The organism is Achromobacter sp., assembly GCF_032102605.1.
In the GTDB taxonomy this organism is placed as follows: Bacteria; Pseudomonadota; Gammaproteobacteria; order Burkholderiales; family Burkholderiaceae_B; genus Achromobacter.
This window is the reverse complement of the sequence record NZ_DAMDGT010000001.1, coordinates 185112-206984: the sequence shown is the minus strand read 5'-3', so window position 1 is coordinate 206984 and position 21873 is coordinate 185112. Positions and strand designations below refer to the sequence as shown.

Annotated in this window: 19 protein-coding genes; 9 read left to right on the top strand and 10 right to left on the bottom strand. The window is 67.1% G+C overall.

Features of this window, described 5'->3' with window-relative positions:
* Positions 1 to 82 precede the first annotated feature (82 nt).
* On the top strand, positions 83 to 1390 hold the full coding sequence (locus RT614_RS00985) for an MFS transporter (protein ID WP_313619659.1): 1308 nt from the start codon (positions 83 to 85) through the stop codon (positions 1388 to 1390).
* Here the strand turns inward: RT614_RS00985 and RT614_RS00980 are convergent.
* Positions 1347 to 2231 carry a LysR substrate-binding domain-containing protein gene (locus RT614_RS00980; protein ID WP_313619657.1) on the bottom strand — a complete coding sequence of 295 codons (885 nt, stop codon included), beginning with the start codon at positions 2229 to 2231 and terminating at the stop codon, positions 1347 to 1349. The genes RT614_RS00985 and RT614_RS00980 overlap by 44 nt on opposite strands.
* 125 nt (positions 2232 to 2356) lie before the next feature.
* Here RT614_RS00980 and RT614_RS00975 point away from each other — a divergent pair, with 125 nt between their 5' ends.
* Entirely contained in the window at positions 2357 to 3031 is a 675-nt protein-coding gene (locus RT614_RS00975; protein ID WP_313619655.1) for an NAD(P)H-dependent oxidoreductase, read from the top strand.
* On the opposite strand, the gene RT614_RS00970 is transcribed toward RT614_RS00975, so the two are convergent.
* From RT614_RS00970 to hmpA, 6 genes are all read right to left on the bottom strand, one after another.
* Positions 2971 to 3789 carry an AraC family transcriptional regulator gene (locus tag RT614_RS00970; RefSeq protein ID WP_313619654.1) on the bottom strand — a complete coding sequence of 273 codons (819 nt, stop codon included), beginning with the start codon at positions 3787 to 3789 and terminating at the stop codon, positions 2971 to 2973. The two genes, RT614_RS00975 and RT614_RS00970, sit on opposite strands and share 61 nt — an antisense overlap.
* Positions 3790 to 3810: 21 nt before the next feature.
* On the bottom strand, positions 3811 to 4770 hold the full coding sequence (locus RT614_RS00965; RefSeq protein WP_313619653.1) for a proline dehydrogenase family protein: 960 nt from the start codon (positions 4768 to 4770) through the stop codon (positions 3811 to 3813).
* Positions 4771 to 4842: 72 nt separating this feature from the next.
* A complete protein-coding gene (locus RT614_RS00960; protein WP_313619652.1) occupies positions 4843 to 5751 on the bottom strand; it encodes a DMT family transporter in 909 nt (302 codons plus the stop codon).
* 145 nt (positions 5752 to 5896) lie between these two features.
* Positions 5897 to 7144 (bottom strand): D-amino acid dehydrogenase, encoded by a 1248-nt coding sequence (locus RT614_RS00955; protein WP_313619651.1) that lies wholly within the window; start codon positions 7142 to 7144, stop codon positions 5897 to 5899.
* Positions 7145 to 7251: 107 nt separating this feature from the next.
* Positions 7252 to 7689 carry an Rrf2 family transcriptional regulator gene (locus RT614_RS00950; RefSeq protein ID WP_313619649.1) on the bottom strand — a complete coding sequence of 146 codons (438 nt, stop codon included), beginning with the start codon at positions 7687 to 7689 and terminating at the stop codon, positions 7252 to 7254.
* A 57-nt stretch (positions 7690 to 7746) separates the two neighbouring features.
* On the bottom strand, positions 7747 to 8964 hold the full coding sequence (gene hmpA / locus RT614_RS00945) for an NO-inducible flavohemoprotein (RefSeq protein WP_313619648.1): 1218 nt from the start codon (positions 8962 to 8964) through the stop codon (positions 7747 to 7749).
* 147 nt (positions 8965 to 9111) lie between these two features.
* Here hmpA and RT614_RS00940 point away from each other — a divergent pair, with 147 nt between their 5' ends.
* Positions 9112 to 9573: a GatB/YqeY domain-containing protein gene (locus tag RT614_RS00940; RefSeq protein ID WP_313619646.1), complete on the top strand. Its 462-nt coding sequence runs from the start codon at positions 9112 to 9114 to the stop codon at positions 9571 to 9573.
* A 49-nt stretch (positions 9574 to 9622) separates the two neighbouring features.
* Here the strand turns inward: RT614_RS00940 and dinB are convergent, their stop codons facing one another.
* On the bottom strand, positions 9623 to 10720 hold the full coding sequence (gene dinB, locus RT614_RS00935) for a DNA polymerase IV (RefSeq protein ID WP_313619644.1): 1098 nt from the start codon (positions 10718 to 10720) through the stop codon (positions 9623 to 9625).
* Between the two features lie 75 nt (positions 10721 to 10795).
* On the opposite strand from dinB, the gene RT614_RS00930 reads away from it, so the two are divergent.
* Positions 10796 to 11218 (top strand): PaaI family thioesterase, encoded by a 423-nt coding sequence (locus RT614_RS00930; protein WP_313619643.1) that lies wholly within the window; start codon positions 10796 to 10798, stop codon positions 11216 to 11218.
* Positions 11219 to 11243: 25 nt separating this feature from the next.
* On the opposite strand, the gene RT614_RS00925 is transcribed toward RT614_RS00930, so the two are convergent.
* Positions 11244 to 11699 (bottom strand): BPTD_2524 family lipoprotein, encoded by a 456-nt coding sequence (locus tag RT614_RS00925; protein WP_313619642.1) that lies wholly within the window; start codon positions 11697 to 11699, stop codon positions 11244 to 11246.
* Between the two features lie 200 nt (positions 11700 to 11899).
* Between RT614_RS00925 and RT614_RS00920 the strand changes: the two genes are divergently transcribed.
* Positions 11900 to 13816, top strand: coding sequence for a S9 family peptidase (locus RT614_RS00920; RefSeq protein ID WP_313619641.1), 1917 nt, complete (start codon positions 11900 to 11902; stop codon positions 13814 to 13816).
* Here the strand turns inward: RT614_RS00920 and RT614_RS00915 are convergent.
* Positions 13806 to 15035 (bottom strand): GGDEF domain-containing protein, encoded by a 1230-nt coding sequence (locus tag RT614_RS00915; RefSeq protein ID WP_313619640.1) that lies wholly within the window; start codon positions 15033 to 15035, stop codon positions 13806 to 13808. The two genes, RT614_RS00920 and RT614_RS00915, sit on opposite strands and share 11 nt — an antisense overlap.
* A 588-nt stretch (positions 15036 to 15623) precedes the next feature.
* Between RT614_RS00915 and pgaA the strand changes: the two genes are divergently transcribed.
* From pgaA to pgaD, 4 genes are read left to right on the top strand one after another with little or no spacing between them, the layout of a single operon-like run.
* Positions 15624 to 18041, top strand: a complete 2418-nt coding sequence (gene pgaA, locus RT614_RS00910; protein WP_313619638.1) for a poly-beta-1,6 N-acetyl-D-glucosamine export porin PgaA — start codon at positions 15624 to 15626, stop codon at positions 18039 to 18041.
* Between the two features lie 19 nt (positions 18042 to 18060).
* Positions 18061 to 20094 (top strand): poly-beta-1,6-N-acetyl-D-glucosamine N-deacetylase PgaB, encoded by a 2034-nt coding sequence (pgaB, locus tag RT614_RS00905; RefSeq protein WP_313619636.1) that lies wholly within the window; start codon positions 18061 to 18063, stop codon positions 20092 to 20094.
* On the top strand, positions 20091 to 21428 hold the full coding sequence (pgaC, locus tag RT614_RS00900) for a poly-beta-1,6-N-acetyl-D-glucosamine synthase (protein WP_313619634.1): 1338 nt from the start codon (positions 20091 to 20093) through the stop codon (positions 21426 to 21428). The genes pgaB and pgaC overlap by 4 nt, the downstream gene beginning before the upstream one ends.
* Positions 21425 to 21871, top strand: a complete 447-nt coding sequence (gene pgaD, locus RT614_RS00895; RefSeq protein WP_313619633.1) for a poly-beta-1,6-N-acetyl-D-glucosamine biosynthesis protein PgaD — start codon at positions 21425 to 21427, stop codon at positions 21869 to 21871. The genes pgaC and pgaD overlap by 4 nt, the downstream gene beginning before the upstream one ends.
* The last annotated feature ends 2 nt before the right edge of the window (positions 21872 to 21873 follow it).

The window sequence follows — 21873 nt, the reverse complement described above, 5'->3', positions numbered from 1 at the left end:
CCTTTTGTACATAACTTCCTGATTTTCAGAACGATGGTAGAGGCGCAGACTGGCGCCGTCAATCCGATTTACAGGTGCCATCGTGTCGTTCTCATCGCCCTTCCCGTCTCCCGCTCACGCCAGGCCGTCGCATCGTTGGAAGGTGCTGTCCGTGGGCGTGGCCGCCAATGCGGCGTTTTCCGCCGCCGCCGCGGGGCTGCCCACCACCGCCATCTTCATGCGTGCCGGCTACCGCCTGGTCAACGCCGAGCTTGGCTTGGCGCTGGGCCTGCTTGGCCTGGGCGTGGCGTTGTTCGAACTGCCGTGGGGCCTGTTGACCGACCGGTTCGGCGACCGCCCAGTGCTGCTGACGGGCCTGGCCGCGACGACGGCCGCGCTGGCCTGGATGAGCGGCTGGGCGGTTCCGACAGACGGCGCCGTGCCCAGCCTGTGGCTCCTGGCCGCGGGCCTGATGCTGGTCGGCGTGCTGGGCGGCAGCGTCAACGGGGCGAGCGGCCGCGCCGTCATGGCGTGGTTCGACGAGGGAGAACGAGGTCTGGCCATGAGCATCCGCCAGACGGCCGTGCCGCTGGGCGGCGGCCTGGGCGCGCTGGCGCTGCCCTGGCTGGCGGCGCATGCCGGCTTCGGCGCCGTCTACGGCGTGCTTGCGCTGATGTGCGGCACGGCCGCCTTGCTGGGCGCGTGCTGGCTGCGTGATCCCGGCCAACCGCGCGGCGTCGCCCCGCAATGCCCATCCGCTTCCAGTCCGCTGCGAGACCCGGGCGTCTGGCGCGCGGCGCTTGCCATCGGCATCATGTGCAGCCCGCAGTTCGCGATACTTACCTTTGCCACCGTCTTTCTAAACGACTACATCCACGCGAGCCTTGGCGTCCTGACGGCCGTGATGGTGGTCGTGCAATTGGGCGCCATGGTTGCTCGCATCGCCAGCGGAAGGTGGACGGACCGCCGCGGCAACCGCCGCGCGTACCTGCGGGCCTGCGCGGCCTTGAGCTTCGTGCTGTATGCGGCGCTGGCCCTGGCCGCCTGGACGGTACGCGCGGCGCCGGACACGGCGGGCGCCGTGTTTGCCACGGCGGCGCTGCTGACCGCGGCGGGCGTATGCGCATCGGCCTGGCACGGCGTGGCATACACCGAGTTGGCCACTCAGGCCGGCGCGGCGCGGGCCGGCACCGCACTGGGCATGGCCAACAGCTGCGTCTACCTGGGATTGTTCCTGACGCCCCTGGCGATTCCGCACATCGTCGCGGCCAGTTCCTGGCCCGCTGCATGGCTTGTCGCGGGCGCATGCATGCTGGCCGCGCTGCCGCTGCTGCCCCGCGCGAACCCAAAGCCCGCGATGGCGGGGTCTAGATCCGGAATTCCTTGCGCAGCCACGCCAGAAAAGCCCTGACGGGCGGATGCCGTTCGCGCCCCGGCGCGCACAGCGCGGTATATGTCGACCCGGCAACACGGATCTCGGGACGATACGGCACCAGCGTTCCGGCGGCCACGCTGTCGGACACCATGACGCAACTGGCCAGCACCAGTCCCTGCCCCGCGATGGCAGCCTGCAAGGCGTAGTGCTCTTCCACATACGCATGCTCGGCAACGGGCCGGCGCCATGCGGGCAGGCCGGCGGCTTCGCACCACGCCTGCCACCCCTCTTCGTACAGTTCGGAATCGCGCCAGCGCACCGTCACTAGCGCCGGCGCGCGCTTGCCCGCCCGCGCCACCAGCGCTGGCGCGCCGTACACGCCGAACCACTCGCGCAGCGCACAGGCGGCGTGCAGCGCCGGATAGCGCTGCCGGCTGTAGCGGATCGCCACGTCCACGCTGGCGTCTTGCAGCAGGTCCACCGGGTCTGGCGAAGCATCCAAACGCAATTGGTATTGCGGATGCGCCTGATGGAATCGTCCCAGCCTTGGCACCAGCCAGAGCGCGGCGAACGAGTGCGTCGTGGACACCGTCAGGGCGCCAGACGCCGGCGCGGGCCGCAGCGCGTCCAGGGTCTGGGCCACGTCCAGCAAGGCGCCATGCACGCTGGCGAAAAGACGAGCGCCCTTGTCGGTCAGACGCACGCCACGCGGCACGCGGTCGAACAACGCGAATCCCACATGGCGTTCCAGGGCCTTGACCTGATGCGAGACGGCGGTGGGCGTTACGGAGAGTTCGGCTGCGGCCAGCTTGAAGCTGCGCAGCCGCGCGGCGGCCTCGAACGTGCGCAGCGCAGTGACGGGAAGCGTGGCGAACATGGATCAGCTTTCAGGATGAATTGGATTCATCTTAGTCAAGGATTCGTCATTTGTCGCCATGGCGCGGTTTGCGCAGAATTTCCGCTGTTGAATCGAACCACAATTGATCCAAACAGGAGAAAGGCATGAATTCAAATCACCAAGGCCGCAAGTTGCTCATCCTGGTCGGCAGCCCGCGCCGCGACGGCAACAGCGCTGCCCTGGGCGAGGCCGCGCGGCTTGGCGCGGCCGCCGCGGGAATCTCCGCGAGCCTGCTTTTCATTGATGACTACATCAGCAGCTTCCTGCCGGATCTGCGTCATGCCGCGGCGCCGTCAGACCGGTACGCCGAGCTTTTCCTGGAACATTTCCTGCCCGCCGACGGCCTGCTGCTTTGCACGCCGGTCTACTGGTACGGCATGTCGGCGCAGGCCAAGGCGTTCTTCGACCGCTCGTTCAGCCATTACGCGGGGTCCGGTCCCGAGCCGGAACGCGTCAAGGCGCGCATGGCCGGCAAGCGGTTGGGGCTGGCGGTCGCCTCGGAGGAAACCTATCCCGGGGCGGCGCTCGGCATCGTGCACCAGATGCAGGAATACGCGCGCTATACCCATTCGGACTTTGTCGGCTACGTGCATGGGGCCGGCAACCGGCGCGGCGAGGTCGCGCGGGACCCCCGGCAGCCCTTGGCGGCGGCGCGAGCGTTGGGGTCGGAGTTCTTCACACGCAAATACTCGGATTACCGGCTCGAGACGCCACGCAGTCACAACGTCTGGGAGCCCGCGGCGTCTGCCTTGAGCAGCACGCCGGGCGTGCTGCCGTAGATCTGTTTGAACACGCGGGTCAGGTGGGCCTGATCCGCGAAGCCCACTGCCTGGGCCGCATCCGCCAGCGGCAACCCGCCCCGCAGCAGCGCGCGAGCCCGCGCCACGCGCCAATTGCGCAGCCAGGCCTGGGGCGGCAGGCCATAACGACGGGCAAATTGCTTGACCAGCGTGGTGCGATGCCGGTCCTGGGCCTGCGCCATCGCCTCCAGGTCCGGCGCGCACGCGGGATCGGCCGCCATGCGCTCGCGCAGCAACGCGCATACGTCGGGTTCATCGCTGGCTGACGGCACGGGCTCGCGCGGCGCGGCGTGCGCCGCAAGCAGGCCGAACAGCGCGGCCGAAATGCGCTCGCGGCGCTGTTCGGACGGGACGTCATCAGGCGTCAGGGCATCCAGCCATCTGCCGCAAAGTTCGGGATCAGTGACAACCGGCCCGGCCGGGCAGGCGCCATTGGCGTAGAGCACGCGTTCGTGGTCCTGGAACCAGGCGGGATCGATGTACGCCATGCGATACGCCAGCACCTGGGCAGCCGTGCCGCCGGTATGGACCTGGCCCGGGCCGATCACCACCAGCTCGCCCTCGCCGGCGGAATAGGGAACGCCGCGCACGGTGAATTCGCAGCGCCCCTGCGCAATGGCGCCGATGGCCCAGGCGTCATGAAAATGCGGCGCATAGCGGAAAGCCTGCAAGTCCGAGATCAGCACGTCCCCGGGCAGGTCCGCGCCGCAATGCCAGATATGTTGAGAAACCGCCATGAATGCGCCAGCCGTTCGCGGCTATCCGAAGTAGCGCCCGTCCGAGGTCAGCGAACGGGCCAGCAGCCACGCGTTGCGAGGGCTTTCTCCCACCCGGCGGATGGCGTATGGCCACCAGTCCGCGCCGAATGGCAGATAGACCCTGACGTTATAGCCCAATCCGCGCAGCGCCAACTGCCAGTCAGGACGAACGCCATAGAGCATTTCGAACTCGAATTCGTCGGCGGACCAGCCCCGCCCGCGCGCCAGGTCCATGATGGCGCCGGCAAGCCGGTCGTCGTGCGTACCGAAGACCGGGTAAAAGCCCGATGCCCGCGCCTCGCGCGACAGCATGATCGAGGCCGTATCCAGATAAGCCTGGTCGATGCGCGCGCGGCCCGCGTGGTCCAGCGCGCGTTCCGGAAACGCCCCCTTCACCAGCCGCAGCGACGTCCGCTGGCCAATGGCGAACGCCAGGTCTTCCGGCGTGCGGCGGCGCCGCGCCTGCAGCGTCAGCCCGGCGGGAATGGCTGACTGCAGCAGATTCCGATGCAGGTCGCAGGTGCGTTCCCGGATGCCGTCGTCTTCCATGTCCAGCACCATCCAGTCGCATCCGTTTCCCGCGCCCTCCTGCACCGCCAGTCCGATGCGGCGCGCATTGTCCGCGCCCAGCGCGTCGCTGTGCATGTAGCCGATGGCGGTGGGATCGACGGACACGTGAACGTCCAGCCCGGCCTGGCGCAGCGCACGGCAAGCAGCGAGCGCCTGGCTTACGTTGTGCTCGATCGCTTCCGGGTCTGCCACGTACTCGCCCAGATAGAACAGGGACGCCCTGATGCCGTGCGCCTGGCGCAACCGCAAGGCGGTCTGAACCGCCTCGTCAACGCTGGCGCCGCCGACGAAGCGGCGCGCCAGCGAAGAGCGGCGTGCGATCGCGCGCATGGCCCGGCCAGCCGCGGGGCTGCGCGCCAGCGCAATGGTGGTTCTCTGGAAAATGCTCATGGCCGTCCCGTTCAAAGATGGCCACTATGCGGCGCGCGCCGACGCCTGTCTTGAACGCCCGTGAATCCGGCGCTAAGCCTTGCCTGCCGCAAGCGCACTACGGGCGCCGAACAGCGGGCGCTGCACCGTCTGCGCCAGCAGCACGCCGGCCAGGGTGACCGCCCCGCCCAGCAGGTGATAGCCATGCAGCTGCTCGCGCAACAACACGAAGGCGGCCAGCGCGGTGAACAGCGGCAGCAGGTTGATGAAGATGCTGCACCGGTTGGGGCCAAGCCGCTGCACGCCTTCGATCCACAGGTACGACAGCAGGACCGACGAAAAAATGCCGGCGTACAACACGAGGGGAATCGTATTGGCGTCCAACGCCGCCTGTGCCGCCGGCACCCGCAGGTACAGCGGCAGCATGTAGATCAGGGCGAAGATGGATTGCACGAAGGTCGACTGCCAGGCGGGCACCGGCACCTTCCAGTGGCGCAGCAACACACCGTACAGCGCATAGGACAAGGCGGCCAGCAGCATCAGTCCGTCGCCCACATGGACGCCGTGCTGGAAGACGCTGAGCATGTCCCCCTGCCCCACCAGATACAGCAGGCCCACGAAAGACAGCGCGCCGCCCGCGGCCATGCCCAGCGTCAGCGGATCCCGCAGGATCAAGACGCTCAGCAACATGCTCAGCAACGGAATGAGCGCCGTCAGGATGGCCATGTTGGTGGCGGTGGTGGTTTCGGCCGCCCGATACGACAGCGCCTGGAATACCGCCGCCGACAGCGCGCCATACAGCGCCAGCTTGGGCCAATGGCGCAGGATGGTCTTGCGATTGCGCCATGCGGGCCGCGCCGTGAACAGGCCCATCAGGAACAGCGCCAGCAGCAGGCGATAGAAGGTGATGGCGGTGGGAGAGATGGCGCTGGCGGCCATCTTGGACACGATGACATTGCCCGCCCAGAACAGGATGGCGAACAAAGGAAAGAGATAGGACATGGCGGATTCGCTCAGAGGATGGGATACGTGCCCTCCGGCCAAGCCGAATGGTGGCTTGCCGGGAGGTCGATCGCTATCCTATTGAGCGCGCGCCGGTCCGTCTGCCGATGAAAAGGCAGGCTCTATCTCAAAATGGACATTCCGCTCAAGGTTTGAAGGGCGCCGGATCCAGCGGGAGATCCATGCCGCCCATCTGCGCCGTCAGCAGCGCCGCGCTGCCGCAAGACAGGGTGAAGCCCAACGCCCCCTGTCCCACGTTCAGCCAGAGGTTGTCGGCTGCGGGACTGCGTCCGATCAGCGGCTTGCCGGTGGGCGTGGCCGGACGCAGACCCGCCCAGGGAATCGCCTGGCTCAGGTCCAGCGCGGGAAAGGCTTCCCGCACCTGTTGCTTGAGCAGGCCGATGCGCGCGGGATCGATATCGGCGTTGTCGCTGCCGATGTCCACCATCGCCGCGATCCGCAGCACGCCGCCGACGCGGGCGTAGACGATGCGCCGCTCGTAGTCGGTCACGCTGATGCGCGGCGCCACGGCGTCGTCATCGGCCAGGGGTACGGTCAGGCTGTAGCCTTTCAAGGGGTAAAGCGGCACGTCGTGGCCCAGCGGGTTCAGCAGGGCCCGCGTGCCGATGCCCGTGGCGAGCACCACGGCGTCGGCGCCGATATCGCCGTCGCGGGTGTTGACGGCGACGATGCGGCGGCCTTCGCGCTGCAACCCGGAAACCGGGTTGGACATCGCGCACTGCACGTTGCCCATGTCCTGCAGGCGGTCGAAAAGCGCTTCGGTGAACTGGCGGCAGTCGCCGGCTTCTTCACTGGGCGTGTAGATGGCGCCTGCAAGGCTAGCCCCCATGCCGGCCAGCGCGGGCTCGCGCGCGACAGTCTGGGCGGCGTCCAGCACCTGCTGCTCGGCGCCATGCGCGGCCTGATAGGCCACCAGTGCCCGCGCTTTATCAAGCAGGTCGGCGCTGCGGTAGGCGATCAGCTTGCCGTTCTTCAGGTGGCCGAAGTCCAGGCTTTCCTGCTCGAGCAGGGAGTGCATCACGTCGCGGCTGAGGTAGGACAGCGTCAGCAACTGGGCGGTGGACGCCTTGGCTACCGATGCGCGGCAGGCCAGCGCGAATTGCAGGCACCAGCGCCACTGATGGGGATCCAGCCGTGGCCGGAAGCGCAATGGAGAATCGTGCCTCAGCAGCCATCCCGGCACACTGGGCAGCACGCCGGGACCCGCCAGCGGCGCGACATAGCTGTAGCTGAGCTGCCCGCCGTTGGCGTAACTGGAGACCTCCGCCGGGCGGGGCTGGCTGTCGACCAACACCACGTCATATCCCTGACGCGCCAGAAAATAAGCCGACGTCACACCCACGACGCCGGCTCCAATCACGCAAACGCGCATACCGTTATCCAAAAAAGACCGCGAATGGGCCCATTCTGTTACGCGGGCGCCCGCGGCGGCAAATACCAAACGCCGCAGGAGCCATAACCAAAGTTCATGCCTGTCGGTCAGGCGATGCGATGCAGCTTGATGATGGCGGCGGCGGTGGGCTCGCGCACCAGGTCGTCCAGGGTGTAGCCGTTGAGCGCGTCATAGAAGGCTTGCAGCGTCTGCGCCAGCACGCCGGACAGTCGGCACACGCCATCCAGCGCACAGGGCGGTTCGCGGCAATCGATAAGCGGCCCCTGCTGCTCCAGTTCGCGAACCAGGTCGCCGACGCGGTAATCCTTTGCCGGACGCGCCAGGCTCATCCCGCCTCCCTTGCCCCGCGAAGTGCTGACCCAACCGCGCTGCGACATGAAATGCACCACCTTCACCAGATGATTGCGGGACAGGCCAAAGCGGTCAGCGATCTCGGGGATCGTGACGGCGGCGGGCCGGTCCTGGCATTGCGTCAGGTACATCAGGACGCGCAGGCCGAAGTCGGTGAATCGTGTCAGTTGCATGGTGGGATGGGATAGGAACCTGGCGGCCCGTGGGAATCAGGCCGCCAGGATACACGCTCAGGCAGCAACGCCGCCCGTGCCGAACGCCTCGGCGTGGATGCGGTCTTCCGCGACGCCCAGGCCAACCAGCGCCTCTCGCTGCGCGCGCATGAAGGCCGCCGGCCCGCACAGGTAATAGTCCGCGCCGGGGACGATGGCTTCGTCGCGGATCGCGTGCAGATCGACACGGCCCTGGTAGTCGTAGTCGCGGCCGGCCTGGTCGCCATGGCCGACTTCCTCGTAGAACACCGCCTTGCGCACGTTGGCGCGCGCCGCGGCGATATCGTTGACGTGGTCGCGCATGGCGTGCACGGAACGATTGCGACAGCCATGCACGAAGCGAATCTGGCGGTCGTCTTCGGCGCGCACCAAGTGGTTCAGGATAGACACCATGGGCGTCAGGCCAACCCCGCCGCTCAGCAGCACCACGGGCGCGTTGCCCTCTTCACGCAGGAAGAAATCGCCCTGGGGCGGCGCCACATCCAGCACTCCGCCCTCTTCCAGGCGGTCATGCAGGGCATTGGACACGCGGCCGGCCGGCGTCTGGTCGCCAGCGGGTTCGCGCTTGACCGAAATGCGCAGGCGATCCTGGCCCGGCGCGTCGGACAGGCTGTACTGCCGAGGCTGCATCAGGCCAAGTTCAGGCACGAAGACACGCACCGACACGTATTGGCCCGGGCGGTATTCGGGCACGGTGCCGCCGTCGGCCGGCGCCAGGTAGAACGACGTGATCTCGGCGCTTTCCCGCTGCTTGCCCACCACGCGGAAGGCTCGCCAGCCCGTCCAGCCGCCCGGCTTGTTCGCGGATTCCGCATACAGACGCGACTCTTCGGCGATCAGCAGGTCGGCCAGTTGGCCATAGGCGGCGGCCCAGGCGTCCACGAGTTCATCCGTGGCGGCCTCGCCCAACACTTCGCGGATGGAGGCCAGCAGGTGCTTGCCCACGATGGCGTAATGCTCGGGCCGGATGCCCAGGCTGACGTGCTTGTGCACGATGCGCGTCACCACCGGCATCAGCACGGAGGGATCGTCAATGTGTTCTGCGTATGCGGTCACCGCGCCGGCCAGCGCATGCTGCTGCGCGCCCCCGGCCTGGTGGCCCTGGTTGAAAACGTGCTTGAGTTCCGGGTTGTGCTGGAACATGCGCGCGTAGAAATGCTTGGTCAGCGCTACGCCATGAACCTTCAGGACAGGCGCCGTGGCCTTGACCAGCGCGCGGATTTGGGGGCTCAACATCAACTGCTCCTTGTATTGCGATCGTGCTCGCCTTTAAACATATATTTATAATACATCTTTAAAGTCCAAGGACGCAATCGGCTTGGTGGCAGGTATCATCGCCCGGTTTAAACTTCCCGTTTACCGCCACACCATAAAGGTTTACCGATGAGCACAGCTACGCTCAAGACCCGCCTGTCAGACTCCGTCAAGGACGCGATGCGCGCGAAGGCCGCCGAACGCCTGGCCACGCTGCGTTTCCTGCTGGCCGCGGTCAAGCAGAAGGAAGTGGACGAACGCCGCGACCTGTCCGACGCCGAAATCACCGCCATCATCGAAAAGCAGGTCAAGCAGCGCCGTGAATCCATCGCGGCGTTCGAGCAGGCCGGCCGCACGGAAACCGCCGAGCAGGAAAAGGCCGAATTGGTCGTGCTGCAGGAATTCCTGCCGCAGGCCGCCACGCCCGAGGAAGTCTCGGCCGCCATCGACGCCGCCCTGGCCGAAGTGGCCGCGCAAGGCGTGACCGGCGCGCCCGCCATGGGCAAGGTCATGGCCATCCTGAAGCAGGCATTGGCCGGCCGCGCGGACATGACCGCGCTGTCGCAGCAGGTGAAGGCTCGCTTGAACTAGGGCTGTCGCCAAACAGCGGCGGCCCCCTGCAGGGCCGCCCGACAGGCGCTTAGAACGCGCCGCCGAATAGATCCGGCTGGCGTGACTGCTCCGCCGGATCGGCGAAGTTGCTCATTCCCACGCCCGCCAGCCGGTATAGCGTTTCCGGCGGCAGTTCCACGCGTTCGCACAGCAGTCTGGCCAAAGACGCCAGTTCGGCCGCCGAACTGGGCGGATTCGGGCTCGTCTGGCTGCGCGTCAGGATGCGGAACCGGTCGGTCTTCAGCTTGAGAACCACCGTGCGTCCCAGCGCGCCCTTCTTCAGCGCCTGGTCCCACACTTTTTCCGCCATGCGGTCCAGCGCCTCGCCCACGGCGTCCAGCCGGACATCCTGCGAAAACGTGGTTTCGGCCGACACCTGTTGCAATGGCTGGTCGGTCTGGACTTCGCGCTCGTCGATGCCCCGCGCCAGTTCGTACAGGCGTCGCCCGTACCGGCCGAAATAGTGCTCCAGCTCCTGCGCGCTGTGCGTGGCCAGATCGCCCACGGTCTGGATGCCCAGCTGTTCCAGCCGAGCCTGCGTCACTTTGCCCACGCCTGGCACCTTGCGCACGGGCAAAGGGCCCAGGAAGTCCAGAACCTTGTTCGGCCGCACGACGAAAAGACCGTCCGGCTTGTTCCAGTCGGACGCGATCTTGGCCAGGAACTTGTTGGGCGCGACGCCCGCCGACGCGGTCAGGCCCGTTTCCTCGCGAATCTGATGCCTGATGACCTGGGCCACCTCGGTGGCGGAAGGCAATCCGCCTTTGTTGACCGTGACGTCCAGGTACGCCTCGTCCAACGACAAGGGTTCGATCAGGTCGGTATGCCGGGCGAATATCTGGCGGATCTGGCGAGAGACGTCGCGGTAGCGGTTGAAATCAGGCGGGACGTAGATCGCGTGCGGACAGAGCCGCTCGGCCTTGATGGCCGACATGGCCGAATGGATGCCAAAGCGGCGGGCCTCGTACGAGGCCGCGCACACGACCGAACGTGGGCCGGTCCAGGCGACAACCACCGGTTTGCCGCGCAAGTCCGGGTTGTCGCGCTGCTCGACCGACGCGTAGAAGGCGTCCATGTCCACATGCACGATCTTGCGTGCAGGTCGCGAGGGCGCAAGCCCGCTCATGGCCTCAATCCCGTGGCAAAAGCATATATTATGACCGCCGACAATCCGCTACCCATACCCGCCCACGACGGTTCCATGACTGCACCCGCTTCCAACCAAACCGACTATTTCGGCCTGACGATTCCCTTCATGCATTTCATCGGCCTGGTGCCGGAGAGCATCGCGCCGGCTTACGCCCGTACGACGCTGCCGTGGCGCCAGGACCTGACCAACAGCCGCGGCGACGTCCACGGCGGCACCCTGATGAGCGTACTGGACTTCACGCTGAGCGCCGCTGCGCGCGGCTCGGCGGACGCCACCGAGGGCATGGCCACCATCGACATGAACACCACGTTTTTGTCGCCCGCCACGGGCGACCTGGTGATCGAGGCGCGCTGCCTGCGCCGGGGCGCGTCCATCGCTTTCTGCGAGGGCGACATCCACCGCGCCGATGGCGAACTGGTGGCCCGCGCCACCGCTACTTTCAAGATCATCCGCCGCCGTCCCGGCGGCGACTGACTTATTTGCCGTTTGCGCGCCCGGCTCAGTTGGGCAGGTCGCGCGACGGCTTGACCGCGGGGCGCGGGTCCAGCGGCATGTACGTGCTGCACGACACCAGGCTGTAGTACACGGCGTCCTGCATCGCGCGCATCGCGGCGGCGTCCCAGGTGCCCTTGCCCCACATCACGATACGCACGTCCGTGGACTTGGGGCCCAGCGCCTTCAGGTCAACCCGCGACATCTCGCGGTCAGAATACGGCGCCAGCACGCGCACCACGCCCGACTGCGCGCTCTCGTTCAGGTCAGAAACGACGCGATAGGCATTGTCGGTGCTGCGCAGGCAGCCATTGGATTGCCGGATGACCGCGTCATAGGCGTCCTTGAAAGCCACCGGCGCCTTGAATTCGCTGTGCGGCGACGCGCCGTCCTGCGAAATGCCCAGCGAGCAGCCGGCCAACCCCAGGGCCAGCGCCGAAGCCGCGACCAGATTCCTGTACATGTAAATCTCCAGAAGAATTGCCGCGATTATCCCGCAAACGGTCAGGCGGCATAAGTGGGGCCGGTTCGACACCCTTCGCGCGGCTATGGCATTATCGACGAGCCGCCGGGACTGGCCCGCCGGAACGCCGCCCCTGGCGCGCGTCCGCGCCATCGTCCCGCGCCCCATCGCAACGCGGATCGACATCACGGAGGTATCCCTTGTTCTCATTCTTGCGCACCGTCCTGGCAGCCGGCATCGTCGGCGCCTCTCTGGGTGCCTGCGCCACGCAGCAGCCTCCCCGCGTCTATCCCCTGAAAGACTTCTTCCGCAACCCGGAACGCGGCTACTTCCGCCTGTCGGACGACGGCCAGACGCTGGCCTTCATGCAGCCCACCAGCGTGGACGGCCACCCGGCCCGGATGAACATCTACGTCCAGCCGCTGCAAGGCAGCCAGCTCGTGGGCGAACCGCGCCAGCTGACAAGCGAGACCGCGCGCGACATCAGCAACTACTTCTGGAAAGGCGCGGACGTCGTGCTTTACCAGAAGGATTTCGGCGGCGACGAGAACTTCCACGTGCTGGCCGTCAACGCCAAGACGGGCAAGATTACCGACCTGACGCCTTATGAAGGCGTGCGCGCGGGCATCGAGGATGACCTCGAAGACGATCCCGACCACGTCCTGATCAGCCACAACCAGCGCGATCCGGAAGTCTTCGACGTCTACCGCGTCAACGTCCACACCGGGGCTGCCGTTTTGGTTGCGCAGAATCCGGGCAACATCGTGGGCTGGCAGACCGACCACGCGGGCAAGGTGCGCGCCGCCGTCGCCAGCGACGGGCTGAACACCACCCTGCTCTATCGTGACGACGAAGCCTCCGAGTTCCGTCCGCTGATCACCACCGATTACCGCACGAGCGTCAGCCCGGCGTTCTTCACCTTCGACGACAAGAGGTTCTACGCGCTGAGCAACCGGGGCCGCGACAAGCTGTCGCTGGTGGTCATCGACCCGTCCAGCCCCGACCACGAAGAAGTCATCTTCACGCCCGACGCCGTGGACCTGGACGGCGCGGCGTTCTCGCGCAAGCGGCGCGTACTGACGCTGGCGTCCTACCAGACGGACAAGCCGCAATACAAATTCTTCGACGCCGAAACCGAAGCCTTGAACAAGACCCTGGCGGCGCGGCTCAGCGGCTACGACTTCGTCATCCAGGGCGGCAACCGCGACGAGAACAAGTTCATCGTCGCGGCATACAACGACCGCACGCCGGGCTCCCGCTATATCTATGACGCCGCGGCCGATACCCTGACCAAGCTGGCGGACCTGAATCCGGCGATCCCCGAGGCGGACATGTCGCGGGTGCAGCCCATCAGCTACCAGAGCCGCGACGGCCGGACCATTCATGGCTACCTGACGCTACCCGCGGGCCGTCCGCCCAAGAACCTGGCATGCATCGTGAATCCGCACGGCGGCCCCTGGGCTCGCGACGGCTGGGGCTACAACCCGGAAGTGCAGTTCCTGGCCAATCGCGGCTTCTGCGTGCTGCAGATGAATTTCCGCGGATCCACCGGCTACGGGCGGGACTTCTGGGAGGCCGGGTTCGGGCAGTGGGGCCTGAAGATGCAGGACGACATCACCGACGGCGTGCAATGGCTGGTGCAGCAAGGCATCGCCGACCCGAAACGCATCGGCATCTACGGCGCCAGCTATGGCGGTTATGCCACGCTGGCGGGCGTGACCTTCACGCCGGACCTGTATGCCGCGGCGGTCGACTACGTGGGCGTGTCCAACCTGTTCACGTTCATGAAGTCCATCCCGCCCTACTGGAAACCCATGCTGGACAAGATGCAGGACATGGTCGGCGACCCCGTGCGCGACCAGGCCCGCCTTGCCGCAACCTCGCCCGCCCTGCACGCCGACAAGATCAGGACGCCGCTGTTCGTCGCGCAGGGAGCCAAGGACCCGCGCGTCAACAAGGACGAAAGCGACCAGATGGTGTCGGCGCTGAAGGCGCGCGGCGTCGACGTCGAATACATGGTCAAGGACAACGAAGGCCATGGATTCCACAACGACGAGAACAAGTTCGAGTTTTACGAGGCCATGGAGAAGTTCCTGACCGAACACCTCAAGCCGTAGAGCCCGCCGTTTCTTCCAGGGCCAAGGCAGCGCCGGCGGGCTGGCCGCCGGCGGCGCGAACCACCCCGCGCCCGCTCCATGCCATCACGACGCGGTCGCGCCCCTGCTCCTTGGCCTGGTAAAGCGCCACGTCGGCCCGGGCCAGGATGACGTCCGCGCTGTCGCCCGGCTGATACGACGCCAGTCCGCCGCTGGTGGTCATCGGCACTTCCAGGCCCTGCAAATACAGGGGCGTGTCGCGCAAGGCGTCGCAGACGCGCTGCGCCTGCACCAGCGCGGACGCAGGGTCGCAGTCATACATCAGCAGCACGAATTCCTCGCCGCCCAACCGGCCGAAGCGGTCGCTGGAACGCACCGCGTTCTGCACGACACTGGCAAAGTGCCGCAGCGCGGTGTCGCCTGCCGCGTGACCATATCGGTCGTTGATGGATTTGAAGTGATCGATGTCCAGCACCAGCACCGCCAGCTTGCCGCCGGCGCGTTCGCAACGCTGAAGATCGTGTTCCAGCGCGTCCATGATGCTGCGGCGCGAATAGGCCTGGGTCAGGCTGTCGAACGTCAGCGCCGCCTGCATCTTTTCGGCCTGGCATGTCTGGATCAGGAACAGCAGCGCCAGGAACATCGCCGGCACCGTCACCGATCCGCAGACGATAAAGAAAAGGCTCCAGGCCGACGGCTGCAGCAACGAAACGGGCGCTGCCAGACCGGCGCCGTAGACGAACGCGCGCAGCGCCTGGATTCCCACCACCCCGAAAAACGCCAGCAGCAGGTACAGCACGACGCCGCCGGTCTGTATCCGTTTGCGCTGCCGGAAGATCACCGTGCCCGTCGCCGCCATCAGCACGCAGGTGTAGAGCGAGAACAGCATGATCCGGGCGACCAGGCTGTCGTTGCGGTACAGCAGCAGCGCAAACCCGAACATGCAGAGCGAACAGAGGACGGTCGTGCGCAGGATATGCGGGCGCAGCCCGAAGAACTGGCGCACGCCGATGTACACGAGCGCCGCCGAACACGTCCACGCCGCGTTGGACACCATCACATAGGCGCCTGGGGGAACGATGTCCGCCGCCGCGTACGCCAGCATGGACAGCACGGCCAGCACGTTCGCCGCCATGAACGCCGGCACGCCTTCCACCCCGCGGCCGTGGAACGGCAGCAGCAACGGCAGCGCCAACGCCGTCGCCAGGCCCCACATCAGGAAAAACAAGCTTGTCGTCATGGTTTATGTCGGTCGAGGCCTTTTGAACCTGCACCGTGGTTGGAACTGCCGTTGCACTGGGTTCGCACTAGCAAACGCGTTACACGCAAGCATTTTTGATGCTTTTTGTTACGATAACGACGAATAGACGCCCATAGCGCAATCACCCCGCTGGATGATGCACGTCTGTCCGTGTTGAACCTATATAGCCGCGCCAAGACGATTGCACGGCCTGCGACGAAAGAATACGCCAAGGCAGCCGCTCCGTAATCATCCCTTTGCAGTAATTGACAGTTAACTTGGGCAAAACTCCGTAAAGTTCCGCAAGTCGACGGCGCCGCCAGAGCGCCGCGACCACGCCCCACGGGCGTGGCGCGTACTAGCCATGCACTCCCGACAGCGCGAGTGCGAAGGTCCCCGTAGCGGGCGCCGCGCAGAACCAATCAAACGTCCATTCCCACGCTGCGAGCGCCCCTGCGCGTCCCGCGGCAGCCGCCGGCCGTGCCGGTCGGCGGGCCATGGGCGCCCCGAGTCGCAACTGCGGAAGTAATACAGATGCCAAACCACGGAAGCCGGCGGCCCTGCCCCGCCGGATCGAGACTGAACCTGATGGCGGCCAGCGCGATGCTGGTCCCGGCGCTGGCCTTGGCCGGCCCGGCGGCCAACTACGACGCGCTGATCGAGCGCGCCCGGGCCGGTGACTATGAACCGGCCCTGGACATGCTGCGCGAACAGGGCCCGGCCGCGAACAAGCGGGCGGTGCAGGACCACATCGTCATCGCCGGATGGGCGGGCAAACCTGCCGAAGCCCTGGCGGCCTATGAATCCCTGCCCCCGCGCACAGTCCTGCCCGCGGACGTCCAACTGACTGTCGCCCGCGCGTACCGGGACACACAGCGCTGGCCGCAGGCGTTGGACGCCTATCGGACCGGCATGCGCGTTTACCCCGATCAAGGCGCCTTCTCAGCCGGCGAGATCATGACCCTGGCCGATTCCGGCCAATTTGCCGCCGCGCAGGCCGCCGGCGAGCGTCGGGTTTTGCGGCAGCCCGGCGACGCCGACGCCAGGCTCGCGCTGAGCTACGTGTACGCCCGTCAGAACATGCCTTTCGAAGCGCTGCACCAGGCTGACCGGGCGCTCGCCGTTGCGCCGGCGACCCCTTATGTGCTGCGCGAATACATCTTTGCGCTGCGCGGCGCCCGAATGGCCGACGTGGCGCTCGACCGGGCGCGCCGGCATCCGGAACTGTTCAGCGCCGGCCAGATGCGCACTTTGGAGGCCGATGCGCTGGCCCAGCAGGCGCGGCTGGCGGCCATGCCAACCCGCGGCGAGGCCGAGCGCTTCGCCATCGCGGACCGGACGCTGGCGGGCTACGACGCTGCGATCGCCGCCTGGCGCCAGGCTGGCGACGAGGCCCAAAGCGACGTGCGGCGGGCGCGTATCGACCGCCTGCACGTGCTGCACGCCCGCGTGCGCATGAAGGAACTGACCCAGGAGTACGAAGCCTTGCTGGCCGAAGGCGTCCCGGTGCCCCGCTACGCGTTGAACGACGTGGCCTCCGCCTACCTGTACGTGCGCCAGCCCGAACGCGCCCGCGACATCTACCGGCAGGTCGCGGCCGCCGATGCGCTGCGCATGGACGACGCCGAACAACGCCTGGCCACCGAAACCGGCCTCTACTACGCGCTGGCCGAGGGCGAGCAGCACGAAGCGACGGGCGAGGTGCTGGACGCCGTCAGATCCGGCTACGCACCCTGGCTGTACTACAAGGGCCAGGCCACGCGCATGCCCAACGACCTGAACCTGGAAAGCAGCCAGACGCTGGCCGCCGCCCGCCTGCAAGCCGACGACACCGTCACCGCGCAGCAGCGGCTGGAAGACATGGCCGGCAAGGCGCCAAACAATTCCGGGCTGCGCGCGGACCTGGCCACCGTCTACCGCGCCCGCTCGCAGCCCCGCGCATCCGAAATCGAGCTGAAGATGGCGGAAACGCTGGCGCCGCGCAGCCTGGCCGTGGAAAACGGCCAGGGGTTCACCGCGCTGGACCTGCAGGAATGGCGGCAGGCCGAAGCGCTTTCCGCCGACACGATGGTCCGCGCGCCCGAAAACCTGACCAGCCGCCGGCTGGCGCGCGAATGGGAGGTCCACCAGAAGGCGGAACTGCTGATCAGCGGCTACCGCGGGCTTGCTTCGGACAGCCCGGTCGTCGGCAACGGCGACTTCGGCATCGACGCGGTCCTGTACTCGCCCCCCATCGACTACAACTGGCGCGTCTTTGGCGGCGGCGGCTACGCGGCCGGGGACTTCGAAGAAGGCCGTGGCAACTACCGCTGGCTGCGCACCGGCGTGCAGTGGCGCGGCCGCGACCTGACGGTGGAAGGCGAAGTCTCGACCAATGACTACGGCCACGGCGTGAAGCCGGGCGTGCGGCTGTCGGCCGCCTACGACCTGGACGACCACTGGCAGATAGGCGGATCCGGCGAGATCATGTCGCGCGAAACACCGCTGCGCGCGTTGACCAACGACATCTCGTCCAACGGCATGTCCGTCTATGTGCGCTGGCGCGCCAATGAACGGCGCGAATGGACGCTGTCGGCGGCGCCTTCCCACTTCAGCGACGGCAACAGCCGATGGGAGCTGGGCCTGAGCGGCCGGGAACGAATCTACACCGCCCCCCACCTGAAAGCGGATCTGGAACTGGGACTGTCGACGCAGCGCAATACCCGGGACAACGCGCCCTACTTCAATCCCAGCGCCGACTTCATGGCCCTGCCCGCCGTGCGCGTCACGCACACGCTACACCGCCGCTACGAAACTGCCTGGGAACAGATCGGCACGCTGGGCGCCGGCGCGTACAGCCAGCAAGGCTACGGCACGGGCGGCGTCATCGCGCTGGGCTACGGCCAGCGCTACCGCGCCAACGACGTCCTGGACATGGGCGCGATGGTTACCGGCACCAGCCGCCCCTACGACGGCACGCGCGAACGCGAACTGCGCATCGTGTTCGACCTTGCCTATCGCTTCTAACCCGGCTTCTGCGACCGACATGATGCTCAAACTCCCTATCCGTCTGGCCCTGTCCGGCCTGCTTCTCCTGCTGATCCTGCTGCTGACCGCCTGCGCCAAGGACATCCCCGCCTACACGCCGCCGGCCGAGCGCCCCGTCGCCGCCGCCGAACTGCCGTGGGTACAAGGGCAATTCCTGGCGCTGGCCTATCACGACGTCGAAGACGATGACCCCGACCAGGGCTTTCTCAGCGTCCGCACCGACCGGCTGGTCGAACAACTGGCATGGCTGCGCGCCAACGGCTACCAGGCCGTGTCCGTGGATCAGATCCTGGCCGCCCGCCAAGGCGGCAAGCCGCTGCCCGACCGCGCCGTGCTGCTGTCCTTCGACGATGGCTATCGCAGCTTTCTCACCCGGGTGCTGCCCATCCTGAAAGCCTATGGCTGGCCCGCGCTGCTGGCCCCGGTGGGAGCCTGGATGGACACGCCGGCCGACCGGCCCGTGGATTTCGGCGGCAGCCCCGAAGCGCGCGGCCGATTCCTGAACTGGGACGACATCCGCGAGATCTCCCGATCCGGCCTGGTCGAGATCGCGGCGCACACCGATGCATCCCACTACGGTGCGCTGGCGAACCCGCAGGGCAATACCGAACCGGCCGCCGCCATCCGCGCCTATGACGCGCGCACGCGCCAGTACGAAACGGAAGCCCAATTCAACGATCGCATGGGCCGCGACGTCGCCGCCATCACGGAGAAGATTCGCGCCGCGACGGGCAAATCACCCCGTGCCTGGGTCTGGCCCTATGGTGCGGAAGGGGGCTCCACGTTGCGCATCACCGCCGAAAACGGCTATCAGCTTGCGCTCACGCTGGAAGACGGCCCCGGCAGGCTGGGCCGGCTGATGTCCACGCCGCGCATGCTGCTGGCCAGCGATCCTTCGCTCAAATCCTTCGCCAACAGCGTGGTGGGCATGGAGGCCGAGCCGTTCATGCGCGTGGCGCATATCGACCTGGACTACGTCTACGACCCGGATCCCGAGCAGACCGACCGGAACCTCGGCGTGCTGGTGCAGCGCATCCTGGACATGCAGATCAACACCGTGTTCCTGCAGGCCTATTCCGACCCCGAAGGCGACGGCCTGGTGAAGTCGCTGTACTTCCCCAACCGCTGGCTGCCCATGCGCGCAGATCTCTTCAACCGCGCGGCCTGGCAGTTGCACAACCGCGCCAACGTGATGGTCTATGCCTGGATGCCCGTGCTGGCGTTCGACCTGGACCCATCGCTGCCGCGTGTCATGCGCTGGGATCCGAAGACCGGGCTGGCGGCGCCCGACCCCGAACAGTACCGCCGCCTGTCGCCGTTCGACGCGACCGTGCGCTCGCGCATCGGCGATCTGTACGAAGACCTGGCGCGCTACGCCATCTTCGACGGCATCCTGTTCCACGACGACGCCCTGCTGTCGGACTTCGAGGACGCCGGCGCCGGCGCGCTGGCCGCCTACCGGCGCGCGGGGCTGCCGGGCAGCATCGCAGCGCTGCGGGCCGACCCGGACACCATGCAGCGCTGGACCCGCTACAAGAGCCGCTATCTGGTGGACTTCACCGCCACCTTGGCGGAACGCGTGCGGGACGTGCGCGGGCCGCAGATCAAGACGGCACGGAACATCTACGCCCAACCCATCCTGAACCCCAACAGCGAAACCTGGTTCGCCCAGAACCTGGACGACTTCCTGGCGGCCTACGACTGGACCGCGCCGATGGCCATGCCGTTGATGGAAAACGTGCCGCCCGGCAAGGAGAACGCGTGGCTGGACGAGATGGTCGACGCCGTCGCCCGTCGCCCCGGCGCGTTGACCAGGACCGTGTTCGAACTGCAAAGCCGCGATTGGCGCACCGGCCCCGGCCGGCCCGAAGCCACTCCCGTGGACACCGACGTGCTGGCCGGCTGGATGCGGCGCCTGCAACTGCGCGGCGCCCGCAGCTTCGGCTACTACCCGGACGATTTCTCGCAAGACCAGCCCCGGTTGCAAGGCATCCGGCCCGCCATCTCCGAAGCGTGGTATCCCCTCCAATGACTGATCGACTGATTGCCCTGCTGATTCTCTGCGCGGTGCTCGGCGCGCCGTTCGGCTTTACCTTGATGCTGACCGGCGAAGCGCTGCTGGGCTTCGTGTTCTTCTACCCCCTGTTCATGTCCGGCATGTGGATGGCGGGCGGCATCTATTTCTGGTGGCATTGGGAACGCCACTGGCGCTGGGGCGCCGACCGCACCCCGCCCGAACTGGCCGGCTCGCCGCTGGTGTCCATCCTGGTGCCCTGCTTCAACGAGGCGGACAACGGCGAGGAAACCCTGCTGGCCGCGCTGGGCCAGAACTATCCGCACATCGAGGTCATCGCCATCAACGACGGATCGAGCGACGGCACGGGCGCGCTGCTGGACCGCATGGCCGCCGAGCACCCGAAGCTGCGCGTGGTTCACCTGGCCCGCAACCAGGGCAAGGCCATGGCGCTGCGCATGGGCGCGCTGGCCGCGCGCAGCGAATACCTGGTGTGCATCGACGGCGATGCGATGCTGGATCCCGACGCCGCGGCCTACCTGGTGGCGCCGCTGATCGACAATCCGCGCGTGGGCGCCGTCACCGGCAATCCGCGCATCCGCACGCGGTCCACGCTGATCGGACGCATTCAGGTGGGCGAGTTCTCGTCGATCATCGGGCTCATCAAGCGCACGCAGCGCGTCTATGGCCAGGTCTTCACGGTGTCGGGCGTCGTCGCGGCCTTCCGGCGCGCCGCGCTGGACCGCGTGGGCTACTGGAGCCTGGACATGATCACCGAGGACATCGACATCAGCTGGAAGCTGCAGCGCGACCACTGGTCCATCTTCTACGAACCTCGCGGGCTGTGCTGGATCCTGATGCCCGAGACCCTGCGCGGCCTGTGGAAGCAGCGGCTGCGTTGGGCCCAGGGCGGCGCGGAGGTATTCCTGAAGAACCTGCGGTCCATCTGGAATTGGCGGCACCGCCGCCTGTGGCCCTTGATGGCGGAATTCTGCCTGTCCACCGCCTGGGCATTCGCGTTCGGCATTTCCGTGCTGCTCTGGCTTGTCAGCCAGGTCGTGACCCTGCCCAACAATATGCAGATCGCCAGCCTGATGCCGCCGGCGTTCACCGGCATGATGCTGGCGGTCGTGTGCCTGCTGCAATTCGTCATCAGCATCCTGATCGACCGGCGGTATGAGCCCGGCCTGGCCCGCGCCCTGTACTGGGTGATCTGGTATCCGCTGGCCTACTGGATGGTGAGCCTGTTCACCACGCTGGTCAGTTTCCCCAAAGTCATGCTGCGCAAGCAGGCCGAGCGCGCGCGCTGGACCAGCCCCGACCGTGGCATCAAATCTCCGGACGCATCATGATCATCACTACGCAACGCTCGCGCGCGGGCTACCTGTTCGACCTTGCGCTGACCGCCATCGGCTGGTTCGCTTTCGTCTATCTTTTCGGCGCCGGCATCCTGGCGATTCTGCGCGGGGCCGCGGGCGGTCCCGACGCGCCGCTGCTGCCCGTGTTCCTGCCCACCGTGCAGACGCTGTGGGGCTACCTGGTGCTGGCGGCGGTCAACGCGACGGCGCTGGTGGCGTGGGCCGTCTACAACCACCGCCGGTTCGGCGGCAAGGACCGCCGCAAGCCGATCCGGCCGCTAAGCGACCAGCGCGTGGCCAAGGCCTTCGCGGTCAGCGCAGAGCAGCTGGCGCAACTGCGGACCGCCCGCATCGCCGTCATCCATCACGGCGACGCGGGAAACATCGACGGCATCGACCACCGCCAGGCGCACCTGCGGGCCGTGCGCGCGGGATAGCG

Bases quoted from the DNA above. Each gene is read 5' to 3' on its own strand.
- RT614_RS00980 (WP_313619657.1), bottom strand. From the start codon at position 2,231: ATGTTCGCCACGCTTCCCGTCACTGCGCTGCGCACGTTCGAGGCCGCC.
- RT614_RS00975 (WP_313619655.1), top strand. From the start codon at position 2,357: ATGAATTCAAATCACCAAGGCCGCAAGTTGCTCATCCTGGTCGGCAGC.
- RT614_RS00970 (WP_313619654.1), bottom strand. From the start codon at position 3,789: ATGGCGGTTTCTCAACATATCTGGCATTGCGGCGCGGACCTGCCCGGG.
- RT614_RS00965 (WP_313619653.1), bottom strand. From the start codon at position 4,770: ATGAGCATTTTCCAGAGAACCACCATTGCGCTGGCGCGCAGCCCCGCG.
- RT614_RS00960 (WP_313619652.1), bottom strand. From the start codon at position 5,751: ATGTCCTATCTCTTTCCTTTGTTCGCCATCCTGTTCTGGGCGGGCAAT.
- RT614_RS00955 (WP_313619651.1), bottom strand. From the start codon at position 7,144: ATGCGCGTTTGCGTGATTGGAGCCGGCGTCGTGGGTGTGACGTCGGCT.
- RT614_RS00950 (WP_313619649.1), bottom strand. From the start codon at position 7,689: ATGCAACTGACACGATTCACCGACTTCGGCCTGCGCGTCCTGATGTAC.
- hmpA (WP_313619648.1), bottom strand. From the start codon at position 8,964: ATGTTGAGCCCCCAAATCCGCGCGCTGGTCAAGGCCACGGCGCCTGTC.
- RT614_RS00940 (WP_313619646.1), top strand. From the start codon at position 9,112: ATGAGCACAGCTACGCTCAAGACCCGCCTGTCAGACTCCGTCAAGGAC.
- dinB (WP_313619644.1), bottom strand. From the start codon at position 10,720: ATGAGCGGGCTTGCGCCCTCGCGACCTGCACGCAAGATCGTGCATGTG.
- RT614_RS00930 (WP_313619643.1), top strand. From the start codon at position 10,796: ATGACTGCACCCGCTTCCAACCAAACCGACTATTTCGGCCTGACGATT.
- RT614_RS00925 (WP_313619642.1), bottom strand. From the start codon at position 11,699: ATGTACAGGAATCTGGTCGCGGCTTCGGCGCTGGCCCTGGGGTTGGCC.
- RT614_RS00915 (WP_313619640.1), bottom strand. From the start codon at position 15,035: ATGACGACAAGCTTGTTTTTCCTGATGTGGGGCCTGGCGACGGCGTTG.
- pgaA (WP_313619638.1), top strand. From the start codon at position 15,624: ATGGCGGCCAGCGCGATGCTGGTCCCGGCGCTGGCCTTGGCCGGCCCG.
- pgaB (WP_313619636.1), top strand. From the start codon at position 18,061: ATGATGCTCAAACTCCCTATCCGTCTGGCCCTGTCCGGCCTGCTTCTC.
- pgaC (WP_313619634.1), top strand. From the start codon at position 20,091: ATGACTGATCGACTGATTGCCCTGCTGATTCTCTGCGCGGTGCTCGGC.
- pgaD (WP_313619633.1), top strand. From the start codon at position 21,425: ATGATCATCACTACGCAACGCTCGCGCGCGGGCTACCTGTTCGACCTT.